Source organism: Candidatus Peregrinibacteria bacterium (assembly GCA_016699145.1).
Taxonomy (GTDB): domain Bacteria; phylum Patescibacteriota; class Gracilibacteria; order UBA1369; family 2-02-FULL-48-14.
Genome location: CP064962.1, coordinates 1,220,508 through 1,237,384, shown reverse-complemented (window position 1 = coordinate 1,237,384; position 16,877 = coordinate 1,220,508). Strand labels below are relative to the sequence as shown.

Below are 16,877 nucleotides of genomic sequence, written 5' to 3'. Positions count from 1 at the left end.
TTTCAAAAAAGAGGCCCAGGTGATCCTGGGTCTTTTCTTGCTAAAGAACTTCTATTGTAAAGTTTTTCCGAGCACGTCCCCAATGAGGTATGAAATGCCCGCAGCCGCTCCTCCTATGAAAGCCGTTTCTAAACCAGTGATCGCCCAGGGGCGGCTAGAAAAACGTGCTTTAATGGTTCCTACCAAAAACAGTGCAAAAAGAGTGGTGAAACAGGTGACTCTGAAGATATTGGACGGGTTCAGATCTATAAAGAGCTGCAACAGATAGCCCATAAGGGGGATAGAACCAATCAAGATGAAGGCTAGAAAAGTGAATGTAGCTCCTTTTAAAGGGTTGATGTTCTCTTCAATCACGTTGAATTCGTGAGTGAGCATGAGTTCAACCCACACTTTAGGGTCTTTAGTGATGATGTGTTGAGCTCGATCCAAATCTCGGCCTTTGAAGCCGAATTTTTTGAGGATGCTGCGCACCTCCCCCTTTTCTTCTGCAGGTTTTTTGATGATGGATTTCTCTTCATTCGCACGAATATGTCCGATGCGCTCCAATTCTGCTTTGTCGCTGGAAAATTTGCTCACGGCCATGGAAAAGCCATCGGCGACCAGGTTGGCTATTCCTAAAATAAGAATGATGGGCGTGGAGAGCTCGGCCCCCACCACTCCTGCAACCACGGCGAAAGTGGTCACGGCTCCATCAATGCCTCCGTAGACGAAGTCGGGGAGCCAGTTGTAGGATGGTTTTTTCATGGCTTAACGCGGGAATTGGGCTTAGAATACTCCTGCTTCTTCTTAAACGCTAGCACAGCGCATGAAACTGATTTGTTACAATGTGAATGGCATTCGAGCCATTGCGAATAAAGGGTTTTTCGACTTCATGGAACGAGAAAATGCGGATGTACTGTGCATTCAAGAAACCAAAATTCAGTCTCATCAGCTCACACAGGAAATGATCAATCCTCTCGATTATTATAGCCAGTGGGTGTCTGCCGAACGCGCGGGCTACAGTGGGGTGGCGACTTTTTCGAAGATCAAAGCGCTTCATGTGGAAAAGGAACTGCGCAACGGACGGCACGATGGCGAGGGCCGGCTGCTGCTCACTGAGCTTCCCTGCCCTGAACTGCCGGGGGGCACCGTGACCGTGGTGAATTTGTACCTCCCCAATGGAGGGCAAGGGGATCATCGCATCACCTATAAACTCGACTATTACGATGAACTTTTGGACTTTTTACAGCGCCTCCGCAAGGAGGGGAAAAACTTGGTGATTTGTGGCGATTTCAATACGGCCCACACCGAAATTGATCTGGCTCGCCCTCAAGAAAATGTGGGGGTGACCGGGTTTTTGCCGGTGGAACGCGCGTGGCTCGACAAGTTTGTGGCGGCCGGTTATGTGGACACGTTTAGACACTTCAATCCCGATGTCTTTGATGCCTACACTTGGTGGAGCTATCGCACGGCGGCTCGGGTGCGGAATGTGGGCTGGCGGATCGATTATTTTTTCGTGACCCAAGACCTCCTCCCTTACGTGAAACGCGCCTGGATTTTATCGGAAGTGCCGGGCTCAGATCATTGCCCGATTGGGCTGGAGATTGGCGAGCTTAAAGAGTGAATCTTTTTTGTAGGTTTTGAAAGTGAACTGAATTCCATTCTCTTCTTGGAGGTCGCCGTCTTCTTCGATTCTCCATTCACTGCTGATTTCAGGGAAAAATGCATCGCAGTCGAAGCTGCCTTCCAGTTCTGTAAGGAGGAGTTCTTCGCAAGCGGAGTGCTGGATGGCTTCTGTATAGAGAGTGGCCCCTCCGATGATGAAGGCTTTGCGCTTGTGGCCATCTTCTTTTTGAACATGAGCTTCGGCCAATTCTAAGGCTTCGTCCAGAGAATGAGCCAGTAATACTCCCTCAGGAAGGACGAGTTCCCCACGACTGATCACAATGTTGAGGCGCTCTTTGAAAGGTCGGTACTTTTCGGGAATGGATTCCCAGGTTTTGCGGCCCATGATCACGGTCCCACCTATCGTGGTTTCTTTGAAGTGCTTTAAATCGGCGGGCAGGTGCCAGGGCAAGCTATTGTTTTTTCCGATGCCACGGTTTTTGTCGAGGGCTGAGATGATTGAGAATTTCATACAGCGACTTTGAATTTAATGAACGGATCGTGTTCGTAGCCCACCAGTTTGAAGTCTTCAAATTTTAAATCCCAGAAGGGTTTTTTGGCGATTTCGAGCATGGGTAATTTCTTGGGCTTGCGCGTGAGTTGCTCTTCAAGACCTTCCACGTGGTTCAGATAAATATGCGCATCCCCCATGGTGTGGGTGAAGATGCCGGGCTCAAGGTCACATTCTTGGGCCACCATCATGAGAAGAGTGGCATAGGAGGCGATGTTGAAAGGCACACCGAGGGCGATGTCAGCGCTGCGTTGGTAGAGTTGGCAGTCTAGACGTCCATTCACTACGTAAAATTGGAAGAACATGTGGCAGGGCGGCAGGGCCATTTTATCGATGTCTCCCACGTTCCAGGCGTTGACGATGAGGCGGCGGCTGTTCGGATTCGTTTTGATCTGCTCGATCACATTTTTGATCTGGTCGATATGGCGTCCGTCGGTCGCTTCCCAGTCGCGCCATTGCTTGCCGTAAACTGGCCCCAGTTCACCGTTTTCGTCGGCCCAAGCGTTCCAGATGGGCGTGTGCTGAGTGAGGTCATCGTTGATATTGGTGGAGCCGCGCAGGAACCATAGAAGTTCCCAGAGCACCGCGTCAAAGAGCACTTTTTTGGTGGTTAAAAGAGGAAAACCCTCCCGAAGATCGTATTTGCGTTGCATCCCGAAGATCGAGAGGGTCCCCGTTCCGGTTCGGTCTTCCTTTTTTTCGCCCTTTTCGAGCACTTCACGGACAAGAGAGAGGTATTGTTGCATAAGACACTTAAGTGCTGCGAGTATACGTGAGAGCCAAGCGTCGTTGCAATTGCTCTGCCTTGCCTGACCTTAAATTGAATGAATAAGGATGTCTAAAGAGATAATTCTTCAAATAAAGCGCTGTACATGGCTTGATGTTTTTTGGCTTCGTCTTCATCAAAAGACATGGAGCCGAGATGACGGCCGGTTTCAATCCTGTGAGGAATATGCTCGATTCCGATAACATTCACTCCTTGCTCGGGGTTTCCATAGAGGCCTGTCACTCCGTTGCTTCCTAAGAAAGGTCCGAAGCCGTCCTGAACGATCAGTCCTGCCCTTTTAAAATGGCGGCGAACCACTTCCACTTTTTCTCGACTCGCTGCTTTAAAGTCATTGTGAATGATGAGCAAGTCTGGAAAGGTGCCGGCCTGCACGTCGTAGAGCCCGGGACGAGCGGGTTTACCTAGAGAGTAGCCTCCGTCCACGACGGTTCCGAGCACCGGAGGGAAAGTGTGAAGGGAGAGATGTATCACTTCCCCATGTTGACCTCGAATGGCTTCATGAGTTTCACGAATGTGAGCGTGATATGGGTCATAGACTTCTCGCATCAGCGCGTCGAATTCATCTGAACTCAATGGAGCATTAAAAATGTCTTCAAATTGAGCACGGGCCTGCTCTGCAACTTCTTCAGGGCTGAGTTCAAAGTTCAGTCCGCGAGGAACCGTACGAGTCCAGATCACTCCATTTGGAAAGGCATCTCTGTCGAAACCTTCACGAATCCGGCCCGAGCAATCGGTGTTCTTATCCCGATTGGGATCGGTGTAAATTCTGGAAAGATCGTTGGATAAAGTGGTATGGTGGGCCTCTATGCGTCTGGCATCGAATTGTGTCATTGTGGGGACGGCGATGTCGCAGCCAAAGACGAGGGAAGCTCTCACGGCTTCTGTTGCGTTCAACCTTGTCTTCAGAAGGTCTGGAACGCCTTCCTTATCTTGAATTCCTAAGCGGCCACTGTGAGGCATTTCAAGGAAGAGTTTAGAGGAGCCTGAGTTGTAATGAATTGTTTTTTCCATATTTAGGTGAATAAGTGTTAGGTTGAGATCGATGTTGAAAACTGGATCCGATGGCGTTGTGGGCATCCAGCAAGCTGGGGAACAATTGTCTCAGAGAGTACATATGTTGCCGATCTTCTAGGGTACTGCGGCGTATGGTGACGGCTGGGACTTCAGAGTGTTCCACCAAATAAGGAATTTGCTCCTCTGCGGACATCGCAGGATGGGAAACCGTTAAAATCAGCCCTGCACGTAGGTTTTCTTTTTTCCTACGGGCAAGGATAGCCAATAAGATGGCCTTGAATTCAGACGTTAAAGCCTCAGGAGTGTCGAACTGAGTTTCTATTTGTTTTTTGCGATCAAACTCCAATTGTTGCGACATTGGTCGTAGAATGGTTTGATCAATGTATTCTAGGGTGTTCATAAATAATGAGTTTGTAAAGAAATAAAAAAACCTCTTCTCAGAGGGTTTAGGTGTTTAAAAGTTTGAAGTTTTTAATTGTGGCGCACGCGCCAAGCCCTCTGAAATTGTGTCAGAGTTTGGCTCCAGCCTTGACCATTTTTAAGTACGAATTTTGGATTGTTGTTTTGTATCATAGATGTTATGATGTATCGGTACAATATTACATCAGAATCTAAAAGTCAAGACCATGAAGAAAACTTCCTTTCGGCTCAAGAACATTGCTGCTATTCTTTATTTAGCAGATGACCAGCAAGAACTTGAAGCGATCCTCCAAGACCTACTCACCCCTGCGGAGCTTAAAGATTTGGATGAACGCATCGCCATCATCAAGCATCTACTCGATGGAGAAACTCAGCGAGAGATTGCAAAAAAACTAAAGGTGAGTATTTCCAAAGTCAGCCGTGGCTCCCTCCTGCTCCACACGGGGAAAGGGGCTTTGGCGGCCACCCTCGAATGATGCTACAATTGGCTCCCTTAGCTCCTTTATGGAACCTCTCGCTTCCCGCTTACGGCCTCAATCGCTCACTGAATACGTTGGGCAAAGCCATCTTGTTGGACCTGGCAAACCCCTGCGAAAGGCCATTGAGGACAAGCATCTTTTCTCGTTCATTTTATGGGGTCCGCCGGGGGTTGGAAAAACGAGTTTGGCGAGACTGTATGCGTCTGCATTAGAGGGGCAACTCTATGAACTTTCTGCCGTTTCGGCAGGTAAAGCAGATGTGAGAGCGATTTTAGAAGAGCCCAACTGGGGCCGCCCGAAAATTCTTTTTTTGGACGAGATTCACCGCTTCAACAAAGCCCAGCAAGACTTTTTGCTGCCTTATGTGGAGCGCGGCGAGCTGCACCTGATTGGTGCGACCACAGAAAATCCCAGTTTTGAAGTGATTCCGGCGCTGCTGTCGCGCTGTCGTGTGTTCACCTTGCAGTCGCTCACTGAGGAAGAGATGGGTGAGATTTTAGATCGAACAAAAATTGCGCTCGACCAAGAGGCTCGCGAATGGATGATCCGCATGGCAGATGGGGATGCCCGACAAGCCATCACCGTGCTCGAAAATGCCGAACGACTTTATGGAAAAGTAGATATTGAAGCCTTGAAAGAAACCGTCCAATCCAAATTTTTGCGTTACGATAAAAAAGGCGAGGAACACTACAATGTGATCAGTGCTTTTATCAAAAGCATGCGGGCGAGTCAGCCGGATGCAGCCCTTTATTATTTGGCGCGGATGATCGATGCGGGTGAAGACCCCAAATTCATCGCGCGACGTATGGTGATTTTTGCTAGTGAAGACGTCGGTATGGCTTTGCCAACAGCGCTCGTGGTGGCGAATGAAGTCTTTAAAGCCGTGGAGACGATTGGCATGCCCGAGGCGCGCATCCATTTAGCGCATGGAGTGGTCTACCTGGCCCAAGCCAAAAAGGATCGCCGTGCTTACGACGCCATTGAAGCGGCTCTTTCAGATGTGAAGGTTTTTGGTGCGCTGCCGGTGCCTTTGATGCTACGAAATGCTCCCACAAAATTCATGAAAGAAGAAGGTTATGGTAAGGGTTATGATTTGTACACCAAAGAAGATTTAATGCCAGAGAAACTTCGTAACAAAAAGTATTTTTGATACGTCTTATTGGAGAATGAAAACCCTTCAAGGGACTTCCATGTTGTAGAGCAATTGAGCGGCTTCCCCTCGATTGGCCTCTTTATGAAGCATGGGTTTGAGTTCTTCGAGCAAATTGAGGCTGACCACTTTGTCCCAATAAGCTTTGTACCATGCCTCATTGGCATCGGATTTGAGAGTGTAGCCATAAGCTCTGAGAGCGAGGGTGAACATTTCCTCAAAAGTGATGGGCTGCTCCGGTTTAAAGCTTCCATCTCCATAGCCGGTGATTATGCCCTTTTTGTGGGCGGTGCAGACATAAGGCGCAAACCATTGATCCTGAACATCGGTGAAACAATTGTGCTGTTCTTCTGTTTCTTCTTCGGTCAGAGCCATGACCATCTTTAAGAATTCGGCACGATTGATGGATTGATCTGGTTTGAATTCTTTGCCTCCATTTTCTTTTTCATAACCATTGACGATGTCTGCTTCGTAGAGGTACTCAATCGCGGTCTTGTGATCTGTTTCGGTCACATCTTCAAAAGGCGACTCTTTGAGCGATTCTTCAGAGGATTCTTCGGGTACAAAAATCGTTACCGGAAAGGGAATGCTGCCTGAATGGGGGTTCCCTACGATGGAGAGTGACGTGTCATCAAAAATAGCTCCATAGTTTCCTGCCCAAAATTCTTGATCGCTGCCGCGCAATTCCACTGAAACGTAACGCAATCCGTTGCCATAATTCGTGAAAGAGTGGCTGATTTCTTGCCATTCCCCTGTTGCCGTTTGATCTCCTGTTTCGAAGCTGGCAATTTCCTCTTCTTCTTCATTCAAAAGAAGCACGGTCACCGAATAAGGGTCTTCTGGGCTCGAAAAACTGTCCAGACCCATGATGAAAGTGCTGAAATCCACTTGAGGCTCTCGGTCTAAAAAAGAGCGTGAGTAGCCTTCGCCCACTAAGTCCACCACTTGAGTCAGTGTCCCAAAGGCATAAGAGGCCACGAAGGCATACGTACCCCCATGGACGTACCAAGGTGCAGAGGTCAAAGCCCAGCCATCCCCTCCATTCACGCGAGTCCATCCTGTAAAATCTCCTGTTTCGGCTCCGGGATTGGTGAGGAGATTTCCTTCTGCAGAAGCCAAAGGCATGGAAAAAAACTGAAGAAAGATAGAGAGGACAAGCAAGCTTGCCATCGTTTTAAGGCGTGTGGACATGGTTGGCGTGTGATAAAGTTTATAGAGCTTGAGCTTCCCCCAGCAGGGCGTATTTGTCTCTTCCTACGCGAGCGAAGCGAGCTTTGTTTTTAAGGTTCAAGCGAATGGTGATGGCTTTGACATGACGTTGTTTCATCACTTCTTTCGTGATTTCTTCACAACTGCGAGGAATGCCATCGCTGAGAATTTCAGTGATCACATCGGCCACCGTGCCTGTTTTATAGCCCCAAGTTTTAAGGGCATAAATGCCTCGTCCAATCGAAATAAAGTTTTCGTTGCGGATCAATTCATTGTGTACGGCTTGAGTGTTGACCTGTTTCTCATCGAATTCGGCTTTTTTAATCAGATCGCTGATTTTGTCAAAATGAGGAGCTCTTTTTTCCTTGTTCAAAACAAAGAAAATTTTATCTCGCAAAGTGCGTGGATGAATGTGACGCCAACTGTAAAGGCCCACTTCGTTGTTGTCGGTGAACTTAAAGGCTTTGGAAATGGACAAGAAATTGCGGATCACGGCACCGCTCAAAGAGAGTTGCAGGGCACTGTTGAGACTCTGCTGCAATTCATTCAAAGGGATGGATTTTTTGCTTTTATCCAGCAAGGCCAGTGTCATGGAGGTGATTTTCATCAAAAAAGCATTTTCGATGTTTTTGATCCTCCAATAAGGATGAAAATGAAAAGTATTGGATTCAAAGCAAATTTCGGAATCGAGACTGAGAGTCAAATGCAAATCTTGAAGTTCTTCTTCACTGATGTTGGGCAAAAATTGTAAAAGCAGGTTTTTAAAGTCGCTGTCGCGAGCCACTCCTCCTTCTTTAACAAGCAGAGCTTTTGTGAACTCGGTGAGGGTTTTTAGATTGGTGTTTTGCGCGTTACGTTCCAATTTGCGCAAAGCCGTTTTTTCGATTTGCCTCACGCGTTCTCGGGTGATGCCAAAATGTTTTCCAATTTCGTTCAGGGTTTTTCTTTTCGTTTCTTCCCCCAGGGCAAAACGGTTTTTAATGATGTACTGCTCTTTTCCACTCAAAACGATGAGCAAGTGATCCACCAATTCTCGCAAAGCAATTTCTTGGGGGGAAAGTGTGGGGTTGGACGCAAATACGTTGTAGTTCATACTGTGATTAAATGTCGTGCAAAAGGTATAACAAAAAGAAAATTGATGCGTGACAAATTAATGACAAAAAAAACTAAGATATTTTTTGACCGTTTGTCAAAACCTTGTGTGGATGGGCAATTCCAGGCGGAAAGTGACCCCTTGTTTTTTTGGATTTTCTTGAACGGAAATGCTCCCTCCAATCTGATCCATGATTTTTTTGGCCATGTAAAGACCGATGCCCAAGCCCTCCACTTGACGACCGTGAGGCCCACGGAAAAAGCGTTTAAAAAGGTTTTTGCGTATTTGTGGAGCGATGCCCGGGCCTGTGTCGGTGACTTCGGCGAGTAGGGTTTTTTCCTTTTGGGACACACTGAGTTTTATAGAACCCTGGGGGGTGTATTTTACCGCGTTGTCGAGCAAAATGGTGAGCACCTGTTCAAATTGAGCCGAGGCGGCGTAAAAAGTGCCTTTTTTAAGGTCAAAATGAGCAGAGAATTTCAGGTTTTTCTTGGAAGCCAAGTTTTCGATGTGATGCAAAAGTTGATCCAATTGAGTGGGCCAGTCCAGTTTTTGCAAGTCCAAAGACAATTGATACTCCACCTCGCGCAAGTGAAAGATGGAATTGGCCATGGTGTTCATGCGCTGTATGGCCTCTTTCATCTCTTTAGAAAACTTTTGCAAGGAAGACAAAGCCGGGCCCAGTTGAGCCTGGTGTCCCTCCAGGTATTTGACGAGAGACCAATGGGTGTTGCTTAAGATGACGATGGGCGTTTTCAGTTCATGACTCAGAACCGCGCTGGTTTCTTTTTCGAGCTCGTAGAGCTTTTTAATCTCTTTGTTTTGCTCCAGCAATTTTTGTGTTTTCACCTTGATTTCACTTTGCAAGTGCACGTTGTATAAAATGGCTGAGAGCAATAAACTGATGTAATGCGCGGCGCCTTGTAGGATTTGCAGCTCCGTTTCGGTATACACTTCATCGAAAGGCTTTTTCCCAAAGGTCAAGAATCCAATCAAATTTCGATTGCTTTTATAGAGAGGAAAACACAGTTCCCCCAAAGAAAGCAGTTCTTCGTAAAAAGGCGGTGTGTGTTTTTGAGTTTCACTTCGAAAAAGGACTTCTTTAGTGACCAAAAAGCCTTTGTACTTGTTGAAATGTTTTTCAAGATGGGGATATTCTTCTGTTTTGGAACTTAGGAGCACGACTTTTACGGAAGCGATTTGGAATTGATTGCGAAATATTTTCCTCAGGTCGCTTTGCAGTTGTCCTAAATTTTCATAAAAGTGGTTTTGAGCAATAAAATTGTTCACTACGTTTTTAAGATGAACGGTGTTGGTGAGCTGAAATATTTTATAAAAATGAGAGCTGTCAAAATAGGATCGAATCCTTAGGTAACTGAAGAGATAGAGGGTGGAAATAAGAAATACGTGGAGGCCCAGGGGCAATCCCTCCCCCAGCATTAAAACAAAAATCGCGATAAGGGTGGCAAAAAAGTAAGCCACCACACTCTTTCCCCAATTGGAAAAAGTCACTTTGAAGTCTAGAAAGCGGTAGCGAAGAACAATATAGGCCAATATGACCGTATGGATGGATGAAATGAAAGTGAGATAAGGGGGAAAATTGATATTATAAGCCAATAAAAAGCTTGTGGACCCGAAACTGAAGGCCAAAATATCGGCGATGATGATGTAATAGAGTTGAAGCTTTTTAATGCCCGTGGTTTTTCCGTAGTGGGTTATGGACAAATACAGTGAATGGACGATCAAAAATGTCCAACCCGTCAACCAAATGTGATAAAGGATTCCCGGATCAGGATAATAGACAAGCTGGCCTTTAGGGACGACGTCTTCAATGAAGAGAGGGGTGAAAACAAAAGGCAAGATCAACAGGTTGAACACATAACCTGAAATGATTAAGGTTCTTTTTTCGTGATAAATGTTTAAAAAAGCACAAATGAAATGCAGGTGAGATACTGTTAAAAACAGGGCTCCCACATGCAATATTTGAAAGGAAAAGAGGGTGAGCGTTCTGCTGTCTTGAGTGAAAGGGAAGAAAAATCCCAAGGCCCATATTGCTCCAAAAAAATAAAAAACTGATAAGGTACGATTGATGGGACTTTTTGGGTTTTGTTTATGCACCAAAAACATAGCTATTATGCCTGTCAAACCATTCAGAAAGGCATTTAACGCAAGAATTTGATAAGTGAGGGACATTTTTTAATGGAAATATACAACTCCACCTTGAATTCGTAAGGGCTTAGGCATCGGTATGCCCCTAGAAAGGATTGCTTCATATAGTTTTCTATCTAACACCCTTTCTTTGGGGTCAGAATACTGGAGTGCAAGTTGGATGTTTTTCCCCACACAATCAATGACTGTTTCAACTGCATTAGCTACAGCATCTACACTAGAAGCAGGGTCTTCTGAATAGGAAGCTGAAAATCTTAAGCCGCTCACTACGCCAGGTACTCCTGGTGGAATGAATACAGCTACTTTAATACCCAGCTTTGCTAGGACATCTCTAGCAAAAAAGGCTGATGAAGGTGACCCTATTGGTAAAAAAACGATGGACGAAGTTACTGTTACTGAGGGGCTGGGTGCCCAAGATGTGGATAAGTTCCTTTCATTCAGTACCCGGGCTAAGTCATTGGCTGTAGCTAGGGCCACTTTCCCTCGGGCTTCACCATGTAGACTATGAAAGCCGAGAAGTTCTTCGTCGATCATGGACTCCTCTCTATCTGGAGCGGAAGAAAAAACATAAGAAGGGTCGCCTGAAAAAGATTCACGTAAGGTTTTGTCATTATCATTTAAAAGGAGAAGTGCATGTCCTCCTCCTTTTGCCTTTGAACCGCTGATGGTAGCGATGTCGATATATTGTGTGAGCCCATGTTTGTGAAATAGGTTGGTACCTAAAAGAAAAGCATCGTGGGACATGTCAACCACCACACAAAATCCTTTCTCTTTTGCCAAGATGAGAATTCCTTTCATTTCTTGCATTTCTTCCTCTGTATACGTCAAACCTCTACCGCTATAAATGGCTTCCAAAATAAGCACCCTGAATTTTTTTTCTGTTGGAGTTTCTTCCAAAGTTCGTCTTATCCTTTGGAAATTGTTATGGTCACCGATGTTATGAATGTTTACACCCAGCAAATTCAGAGGGTGTCTCAAAGAGGTGTGTATTTCACGTGGAGCCACGACATATAAGGCAGCAGGATCAGATTGGATCTTACCGAATTTGTCCTTTCCACAGGCCAATTGAAACAAGTGATCGATCACTAAACGATTTGCAGCTGTTCCATTTACAACAGGGATGCCTCTTTTAAAACCCATGTATTTTGCTATTTCGCCTTCAATGGTTGCATCTGGTTTAAATAAGGGCGATTGTGATTCATCATCCTCTTGATTTAACTGTAGAAGTTTGCGACGAATTTCACGTCTTTTGAGTCTAAAACCTATGTAATCGTTGTCGTCAAATTTGTATCGGTATGAACCTGGAGGTGAAAGGAATTTATACCTCAAATTTCCTTCTACACGTTTATTGTATTCAACAATAGACTCCCGAGCTCGTGCTTCAAAAGCTGTTGGTATTATATCTTCATCTAGATCGCCATGATGAGGATCTTCCATAGGATTTATATTAATGGTTATTCTATCTTTAGTATATAGCCCACGCCATGAGCGTTGTGGATTAATTCATGCTTGAAGCCGGTGTCCAGTTTTTTACGCAGGCGGCGGACCACGGCTTGCACCACATTGGAATGATAGCCCACTTTGGCTCGCCACACTCGCATTAAAATGTTTTCAAATGACACCACTTCCCCTTTGCGTTCCAGTAAAAATTGAAGCAAGTCCGATTCTTTTTTGGTGAGTTGAATTTCGTGGCCCGCACGGATCACTTTGCCTTGTTTCCAATGGAAGCGGATGTCTCCATAAGTAGCGAGCGCATTCGACTGTTTTTCCAAGTGACGGCGATACAGAGCGTTGAGTCGAGCTAAAAATTCTTGGACATCGAAGGGTTTGGTCATGTAATCGTCCGCACCCATATTGATCAGCTCCACTTTGGAGGAAATTTGTCCCAAGGCACTCAAAACCAAGATTGGGATGGTCGTTTTATTTTTACGTAAGGCTCTCACCAATTCTTCGCCCCGTTTTCCCTCTGCCAGCATGAGGTCCAGTACAATCACGTCATGATGAGAGGCCCACTTGTTTTTAAGAACCGCATCGATGGAATCTGAAACTGTTGTAGAATGACCTTCTTTCGTCAGAACGTCTACAATAAAGTCTGCGATTTGTTTTTCATCTTCGACAAGTAGGATTTTCATAAAATTTCTCAAGCGATACTTTCATTCTAAAAGGATTTTTGCATCCAGTAAAGCTGCTTTGCCCACCACGTTGTGATGATCAAAGCTCTTTTGGAGCAAGTAGCGGGAGTCGAACCCGCATCTCCACCTTGGCAAGGTGGCATAATAGCCGCTATACGATACCTGCAGTTGTTGCGGAAAGAGTGTATCAAAAGTTGGAGTGGAATCAAGAGGCAAGCCTTTTTTGGGTCCATGAAAAAGTCACTCTCAAATTTGCTGTCTTTTTGCTGTATATTCTGTGAGTGCACTTTACCCCTTCCCATGAACAAGCAAATCCAACTGACCGTCCGGATGAACCCAGATCTTTACCATCAGGCTAAAGAAAAATGTGAAGGGCAATTTGGCATCGGCCTCAGTCCTCTTATTAAGGTCTTTTTGAAAGCTTTTGTAAGCCAACGGGGAGTGGGTTTTTGTATTGGTGATCAGGATTTGGCTATCATGTTCAATCACTGGCTGGGAAAAAAGGAGATGGAACGTAAGCAAAAGGGCCACGCACCCTTGCCTGGCCCTCGGCTTAAAGATTTATACGAACTTGGGCTCTAGAAACCTCCGTCAATACTCGTATCGAGCTGCCCGGGTTTGGGGGCAGGTCCACCCATGGGGGCGCCTGGCATCGGAGCGGGTCCTTGAGGGTTTTCATCCTTATAAAACTCCTTCATAGAGAGGTTGAAACGACCTTGCTCATCAATCTTCACCAATTTGACGTGAACCTTGTCGCCAAGTTGTACCACATCGGAAACTTTATTCACGCGCCAAGGGCGGAGCATGCTGATGTGCACGAGACCGTCTTTGCCGGGAACGAATTCCACGAAGGCTCCGAAGTCCATGATGGACACCACGGTTCCGTCGAATTCTTCACCCACGGTGGGTTCGTAAACAATGGAGCGGACCCATTTTTCAGCCTTGTCAGACGCTTCCTTGTTGGGAGCAGTGATGATGACGAGACCGGTTTGTTCAATGTCCATTTCTACCCCACATTCAGCGGTGATTTTTTGGATGGTTTCTCCTCCTTTACCAATCACATCGCGGATGTAATCAGGGTTGATTTGAATCTTAGTGATGATGGGGGCGTACTTGCTGAGCTCTTTGCGAGGTTCAGGCAAGACAGAGAGCATGTCCTTCATAATAGAGTCACGAGCCACTTTTCCTTTGGCCATCGCTTCTTTCATCATGGCGGTGGTGATTCCCTTCACCTTGATGTCCATTTGAAGAGCGGTGATCCCGTCGTTGGTTCCGGCGACTTTGAAGTCCATGTCCCCTGCGAAGTCTTCGAAGGACTGGATGTCAGTCAAAATCTTGTAGGTTCCCGTTCCGGTCTCTTTGAATTCCTTGCTGCATACGAGTCCCATGGCCACAGCGGAAACCGGCTTCTTGAGCGGTACTCCAGCGTCCATCAAGGACAGCGTTGATCCACAGACGGATCCCATGGAGCTGGATCCATTACAGGTCAGCGTTTCGGATACGACCATGATGGTGTAAGGGAAATCTTCCTTGGCAGGGATCATCGGCTTGAGAGCGCGCTCCGCGAGAGCTCCGTGTCCGATTTCTCGGCGAGAAGGTCCACGTTGAGGCTTCAAGTCTCCCGTAGAGAAAGGTGGAAAGTCGTAGTAGTGGATGTAACGCTTTTCGATGTCCATTTCCATGCTGTCGAGGATCTGAGCGTCGCCCGGAGCACCAAGGGTGGTCAAGGTGAGCACTTGAGTTTCTCCACGTTGGAAGAGTCCGGATCCGTGTGTTCTTGGGATGATGCCCACTTCACACGCGATGGGACGAACTTCGTCGAGGGTACGACCGTCGATACGAAGATCTTTTTCAAGAATATTCTTACGGAGGTTTTCGTCGATGAGCTTTTGAAGGGCTTCTTTGAGAGCGCCAGCGCTTTGCGTTTCAGCTTCGATTTCAGCGGCAAAGTGGGTGACCACCTTGTCTTGCAAAACGTGTACGGCATTCTTGATGGCTGCCTTTCCTACTCCACGAACACTGTCGAGTTCTTCGGCAGAAACCACTCCTGCCACGAGGGCGAGGATTTCATCCGAAGGCTTGGCGTAGTCGTAGGTGCGAGCGACAGGCTTCACTTGAGCTACGAGATCGATTTGAAGTTGGCAGATTTGCTTGATCACAGAGTGAGCGAGCTCGAGAGCTTCGAGCATCTTGTCTTCGGTCACTTCGTTGGCTCCGGCTTCCACCATCGTGATGGCGTCTAGGGTTCCTGCGACAACGAGGTCGAGGTCTCCAGTGGTCGTTTGTTCAATACTTGGGAAGACGATGAATTGTCCGTCCTTCATTCCGATGCGAACTCCGGCGAGAGGACCTGCGAAAGGCAAACCAGCCACCATCATGGCAGCGGACATACCGGTGAGGGCCAAAACGCCACATTCGTTTTCGAGATCGGCGGAGAGCACCATCGCGATTCCTTGGACTTCATTGGTTATCCCTTTGGGGAACATAGGGCGGATGGGACGGTCGATTTGACGAGCCTTCAAAACGGCTTCGTCGGTGGCGCGTCCATCGCGCTTCATGAAACGAGATCCTTTGATTTTACCGGCAGCGAAGAAACGCTCTTGGTAATCGATGGTCATCGGGAAGAAATCGGCTCCTTCCTTGCCTTTTTCGGACATCATCGCGCTGCAAAGCACAATGCTTTCACCATATTGAATGGTGACGGCTCCATCGGCTTGGAGCGCGAATTTGCCTGTTTCTAAGCTTAAGTTGCGGCCGGCAAGGTCCGCTTTAACGGTTTTCTTATCCATGTGTATAAAGTGATTAAAGGGTGGATGCGCTTTTCACGCTGCCCTTGGTCACTCAGGAGGAGGTTTCAAGATGTCTCGTTCTCTGATTAGCACTTTCGTGCGTGTCGACCGTGAGGTGGAGATGTCTTGTGATCTCGTCCCGAATATTGACCGGGGCTGACAGAGCTTTGGCTCTGCCTTTCCGAGCAAAGCCCGGAAAAAAAGACAAGGGCCCAGAAGGCCCCTGCTCAATTACTTACGAAGTTCCAATTCACCGATGACTTTCTCGTAGTCTTCCTTGTTCTTGCTGGCAAGGTAAGTCAGGTGACGGCGGCGTTTGCCCACCATCTTGAGGAGCCCTTGACGGGAATGGGTGTCGTTCTTATGCGCTTTCAAGTGCTCGGTGAGTTGATTGATACGGGTGGTCAGAAGGGCCACTTGCACTTGAGCTGAACCTGTATCTTTATCGTGTTTTCCGAATTTCTTGAAAACTTTTTTCTTCTCGTCGTGTTTCATGAGAGTAAACGTGAGTAAAGCGGAGGCATTTTACGGGAGACCGCTTAAAAAGGCAAGACTAAATCCAACGTTTGATCTTAAAAATGACCAAAAGAGCTCCCAGCACTAAAAACATGCCCAGTCCTAAAAAAAAGAACATGTGTTCATGTTCGGCAAAAGGAAGGTTGATGTTCATGCCGTACATGCTGGCGAGCAAGTTGAGCGGCAGCATGACCACCGAAAAGACTGTCAGAGTTTTGACCACTCGATTGGAGGTGTGAGCGATGATGGATTCGTTGGTGTCTTGCAAGGATTCGATCAGCTCTTGGAGGTTTTCTAAACTGCTCCAAATTTTTTCCACCTTGTCCATGATGTCGTCAAAGTAGACATCGAGGGTGTCGGGCAGGAATTTTTTATTTTTATGCTCAATCTGTCCCACTACTGTTCGCAGAGGCAAAATCACACGGCGCGAAGTGATGATGTTTTTCTTTACAAAGAGAATGTCGCGCAGCATGTCTCTTTCCATTGAATCAGAAAAGGCGTCTTTTTCCAGGCGTCCAACGTCGTTTTCAATGGAAGCCAAAACAGGAAAAACACTGGTGAAAAGTTGATCCAACAATTCGTAGAGCAAATAACCGGTGGAAAGGCCCATGTATTTTTTGCGGCTGGCCTCTTTGCGTTCACATTCTTCAAACAGATCTGTAACCGGCTTTAAAGCCCCCCAATGCACCGTGATGAGCACATTGTTTTTAATGAAGACGTCTACTTCCCCTGATTTCACCGTGTCTTTTCGCTTGTCTAAATAAGGCAGATGCAAGATCACAAACAAATAATCTTCGTATTCATCCACTTTGGATCTTTGATTGTCCGATAGACAGTCCTCAACGTCGAGTTCATGGAACCCATGTTCTTCTTGCAATTCTTGCAAGGTCTTTAAATCGGGTTCTTCGACATCGATCCAGCTTAGCTTTCCAGATTGAATTTTGCGGATAATAGGTGCTATCAT

General features: G+C 46.6%; 17 protein-coding genes and 1 tRNA gene. 4 read left to right on the top strand and 14 right to left on the bottom strand.

Features of this window, described 5'->3' with window-relative positions:
- Nucleotides 1-51 precede the first annotated feature (51 nt).
- On the bottom strand, nt 52-744 hold the full coding sequence (locus tag IPG41_06730; GenBank protein ID QQR54845.1) for a VIT1/CCC1 transporter family protein: 693 nt from the start codon (nt 742-744) through the stop codon (nt 52-54).
- Nucleotides 745-805: 61 nt separating this feature from the next.
- Between IPG41_06730 and xth the strand changes: the two genes are divergently transcribed.
- Nucleotides 806-1,603 carry an exodeoxyribonuclease III gene (gene xth, locus IPG41_06725; protein ID QQR54844.1) on the top strand — a complete coding sequence of 266 codons (798 nt, stop codon included), beginning with the start codon at nt 806-808 and terminating at the stop codon, nt 1,601-1,603.
- On the opposite strand, the gene IPG41_06720 is transcribed toward xth, so the two are convergent.
- The 4 genes from IPG41_06720 to IPG41_06705 form a co-directional block, all read right to left on the bottom strand.
- Entirely contained in the window at nt 1,556-2,116 is a 561-nt protein-coding gene (locus tag IPG41_06720) for a dihydrofolate reductase (protein ID QQR54843.1), read from the bottom strand. The two genes, xth and IPG41_06720, sit on opposite strands and share 48 nt — an antisense overlap.
- Entirely contained in the window at nt 2,113-2,901 is a 789-nt protein-coding gene (locus tag IPG41_06715) for a thymidylate synthase (GenBank protein ID QQR54842.1), read from the bottom strand. Before IPG41_06715 ends, IPG41_06720 begins: the two co-directional genes overlap by 4 nt.
- A gap of 92 nt (nt 2,902-2,993) precedes the next feature.
- Nucleotides 2,994-3,953, bottom strand: coding sequence for an N-formylglutamate amidohydrolase (locus IPG41_06710; GenBank protein QQR54841.1), 960 nt, complete (start codon nt 3,951-3,953; stop codon nt 2,994-2,996).
- Nucleotides 3,916-4,356 (bottom strand): hypothetical protein, encoded by a 441-nt coding sequence (locus IPG41_06705; protein QQR54840.1) that lies wholly within the window; start codon nt 4,354-4,356, stop codon nt 3,916-3,918. The genes IPG41_06710 and IPG41_06705 overlap by 38 nt, the downstream gene beginning before the upstream one ends.
- Before the next feature lie 226 nt (nt 4,357-4,582).
- On the opposite strand from IPG41_06705, the gene IPG41_06700 reads away from it, so the two are divergent.
- On the top strand, nt 4,583-4,852 hold the full coding sequence (locus tag IPG41_06700; GenBank protein QQR54839.1) for a helix-turn-helix domain-containing protein: 270 nt from the start codon (nt 4,583-4,585) through the stop codon (nt 4,850-4,852).
- Between the two features lie 28 nt (nt 4,853-4,880).
- Complete coding sequence (locus IPG41_06695) at nt 4,881-6,005, top strand: replication-associated recombination protein A (protein ID QQR54838.1); 1,125 nt, start codon at nt 4,881-4,883, stop codon at nt 6,003-6,005.
- A gap of 27 nt (nt 6,006-6,032) precedes the next feature.
- On the opposite strand, the gene IPG41_06690 is transcribed toward IPG41_06695, so the two are convergent.
- The 6 genes from IPG41_06690 to IPG41_06665 all read right to left on the bottom strand — a co-directional run bounded on the left by IPG41_06690 (nt 6,033) and on the right by IPG41_06665 (nt 12,774).
- On the bottom strand, nt 6,033-7,196 hold the full coding sequence (locus IPG41_06690; protein QQR54837.1) for an S-layer homology domain-containing protein: 1,164 nt from the start codon (nt 7,194-7,196) through the stop codon (nt 6,033-6,035).
- Between the two features lie 19 nt (nt 7,197-7,215).
- The gene (locus IPG41_06685) at nt 7,216-8,307 is read right to left on the bottom strand and encodes a hypothetical protein (GenBank protein QQR54836.1); all 1,092 of its coding nucleotides are present in this window, start codon (nt 8,305-8,307) and stop codon (nt 7,216-7,218) included.
- 96 nt (nt 8,308-8,403) lie between these two features.
- Nucleotides 8,404-10,500, bottom strand: coding sequence for a hypothetical protein (locus IPG41_06680; protein ID QQR54835.1), 2,097 nt, complete (start codon nt 10,498-10,500; stop codon nt 8,404-8,406).
- Nucleotides 10,501-10,503: 3 nt separating this feature from the next.
- A complete protein-coding gene (locus IPG41_06675) occupies nt 10,504-11,913 on the bottom strand; it encodes an aminotransferase class I/II-fold pyridoxal phosphate-dependent enzyme (GenBank protein QQR54834.1) in 1,410 nt (469 codons plus the stop codon).
- Nucleotides 11,914-11,930: 17 nt separating this feature from the next.
- A complete protein-coding gene (locus IPG41_06670; GenBank protein QQR54833.1) occupies nt 11,931-12,608 on the bottom strand; it encodes a response regulator transcription factor in 678 nt (225 codons plus the stop codon).
- A 91-nt stretch (nt 12,609-12,699) separates the two neighbouring features.
- A tRNA-Gly gene (locus IPG41_06665) sits at nt 12,700-12,774 on the bottom strand.
- A 134-nt stretch (nt 12,775-12,908) separates the two neighbouring features.
- Between IPG41_06665 and IPG41_06660 the strand changes: the two genes are divergently transcribed.
- Nucleotides 12,909-13,190 carry a hypothetical protein gene (locus IPG41_06660; protein QQR54832.1) on the top strand — a complete coding sequence of 94 codons (282 nt, stop codon included), beginning with the start codon at nt 12,909-12,911 and terminating at the stop codon, nt 13,188-13,190.
- Here IPG41_06660 and pnp read toward each other — a convergent pair.
- From pnp to IPG41_06645, 3 genes are all read right to left on the bottom strand, one after another.
- Nucleotides 13,187-15,397 (bottom strand): polyribonucleotide nucleotidyltransferase, encoded by a 2,211-nt coding sequence (gene pnp / locus IPG41_06655; protein ID QQR54831.1) that lies wholly within the window; start codon nt 15,395-15,397, stop codon nt 13,187-13,189. The genes IPG41_06660 and pnp overlap by 4 nt on opposite strands.
- Nucleotides 15,398-15,628: 231 nt before the next feature.
- A complete protein-coding gene (gene rpsO, locus IPG41_06650; GenBank protein ID QQR54830.1) occupies nt 15,629-15,892 on the bottom strand; it encodes a 30S ribosomal protein S15 in 264 nt (87 codons plus the stop codon).
- Nucleotides 15,893-15,950: 58 nt separating this feature from the next.
- Nucleotides 15,951-16,877, bottom strand: coding sequence for a magnesium transporter CorA family protein (locus tag IPG41_06645; GenBank protein QQR54829.1), 927 nt, complete (start codon nt 16,875-16,877; stop codon nt 15,951-15,953).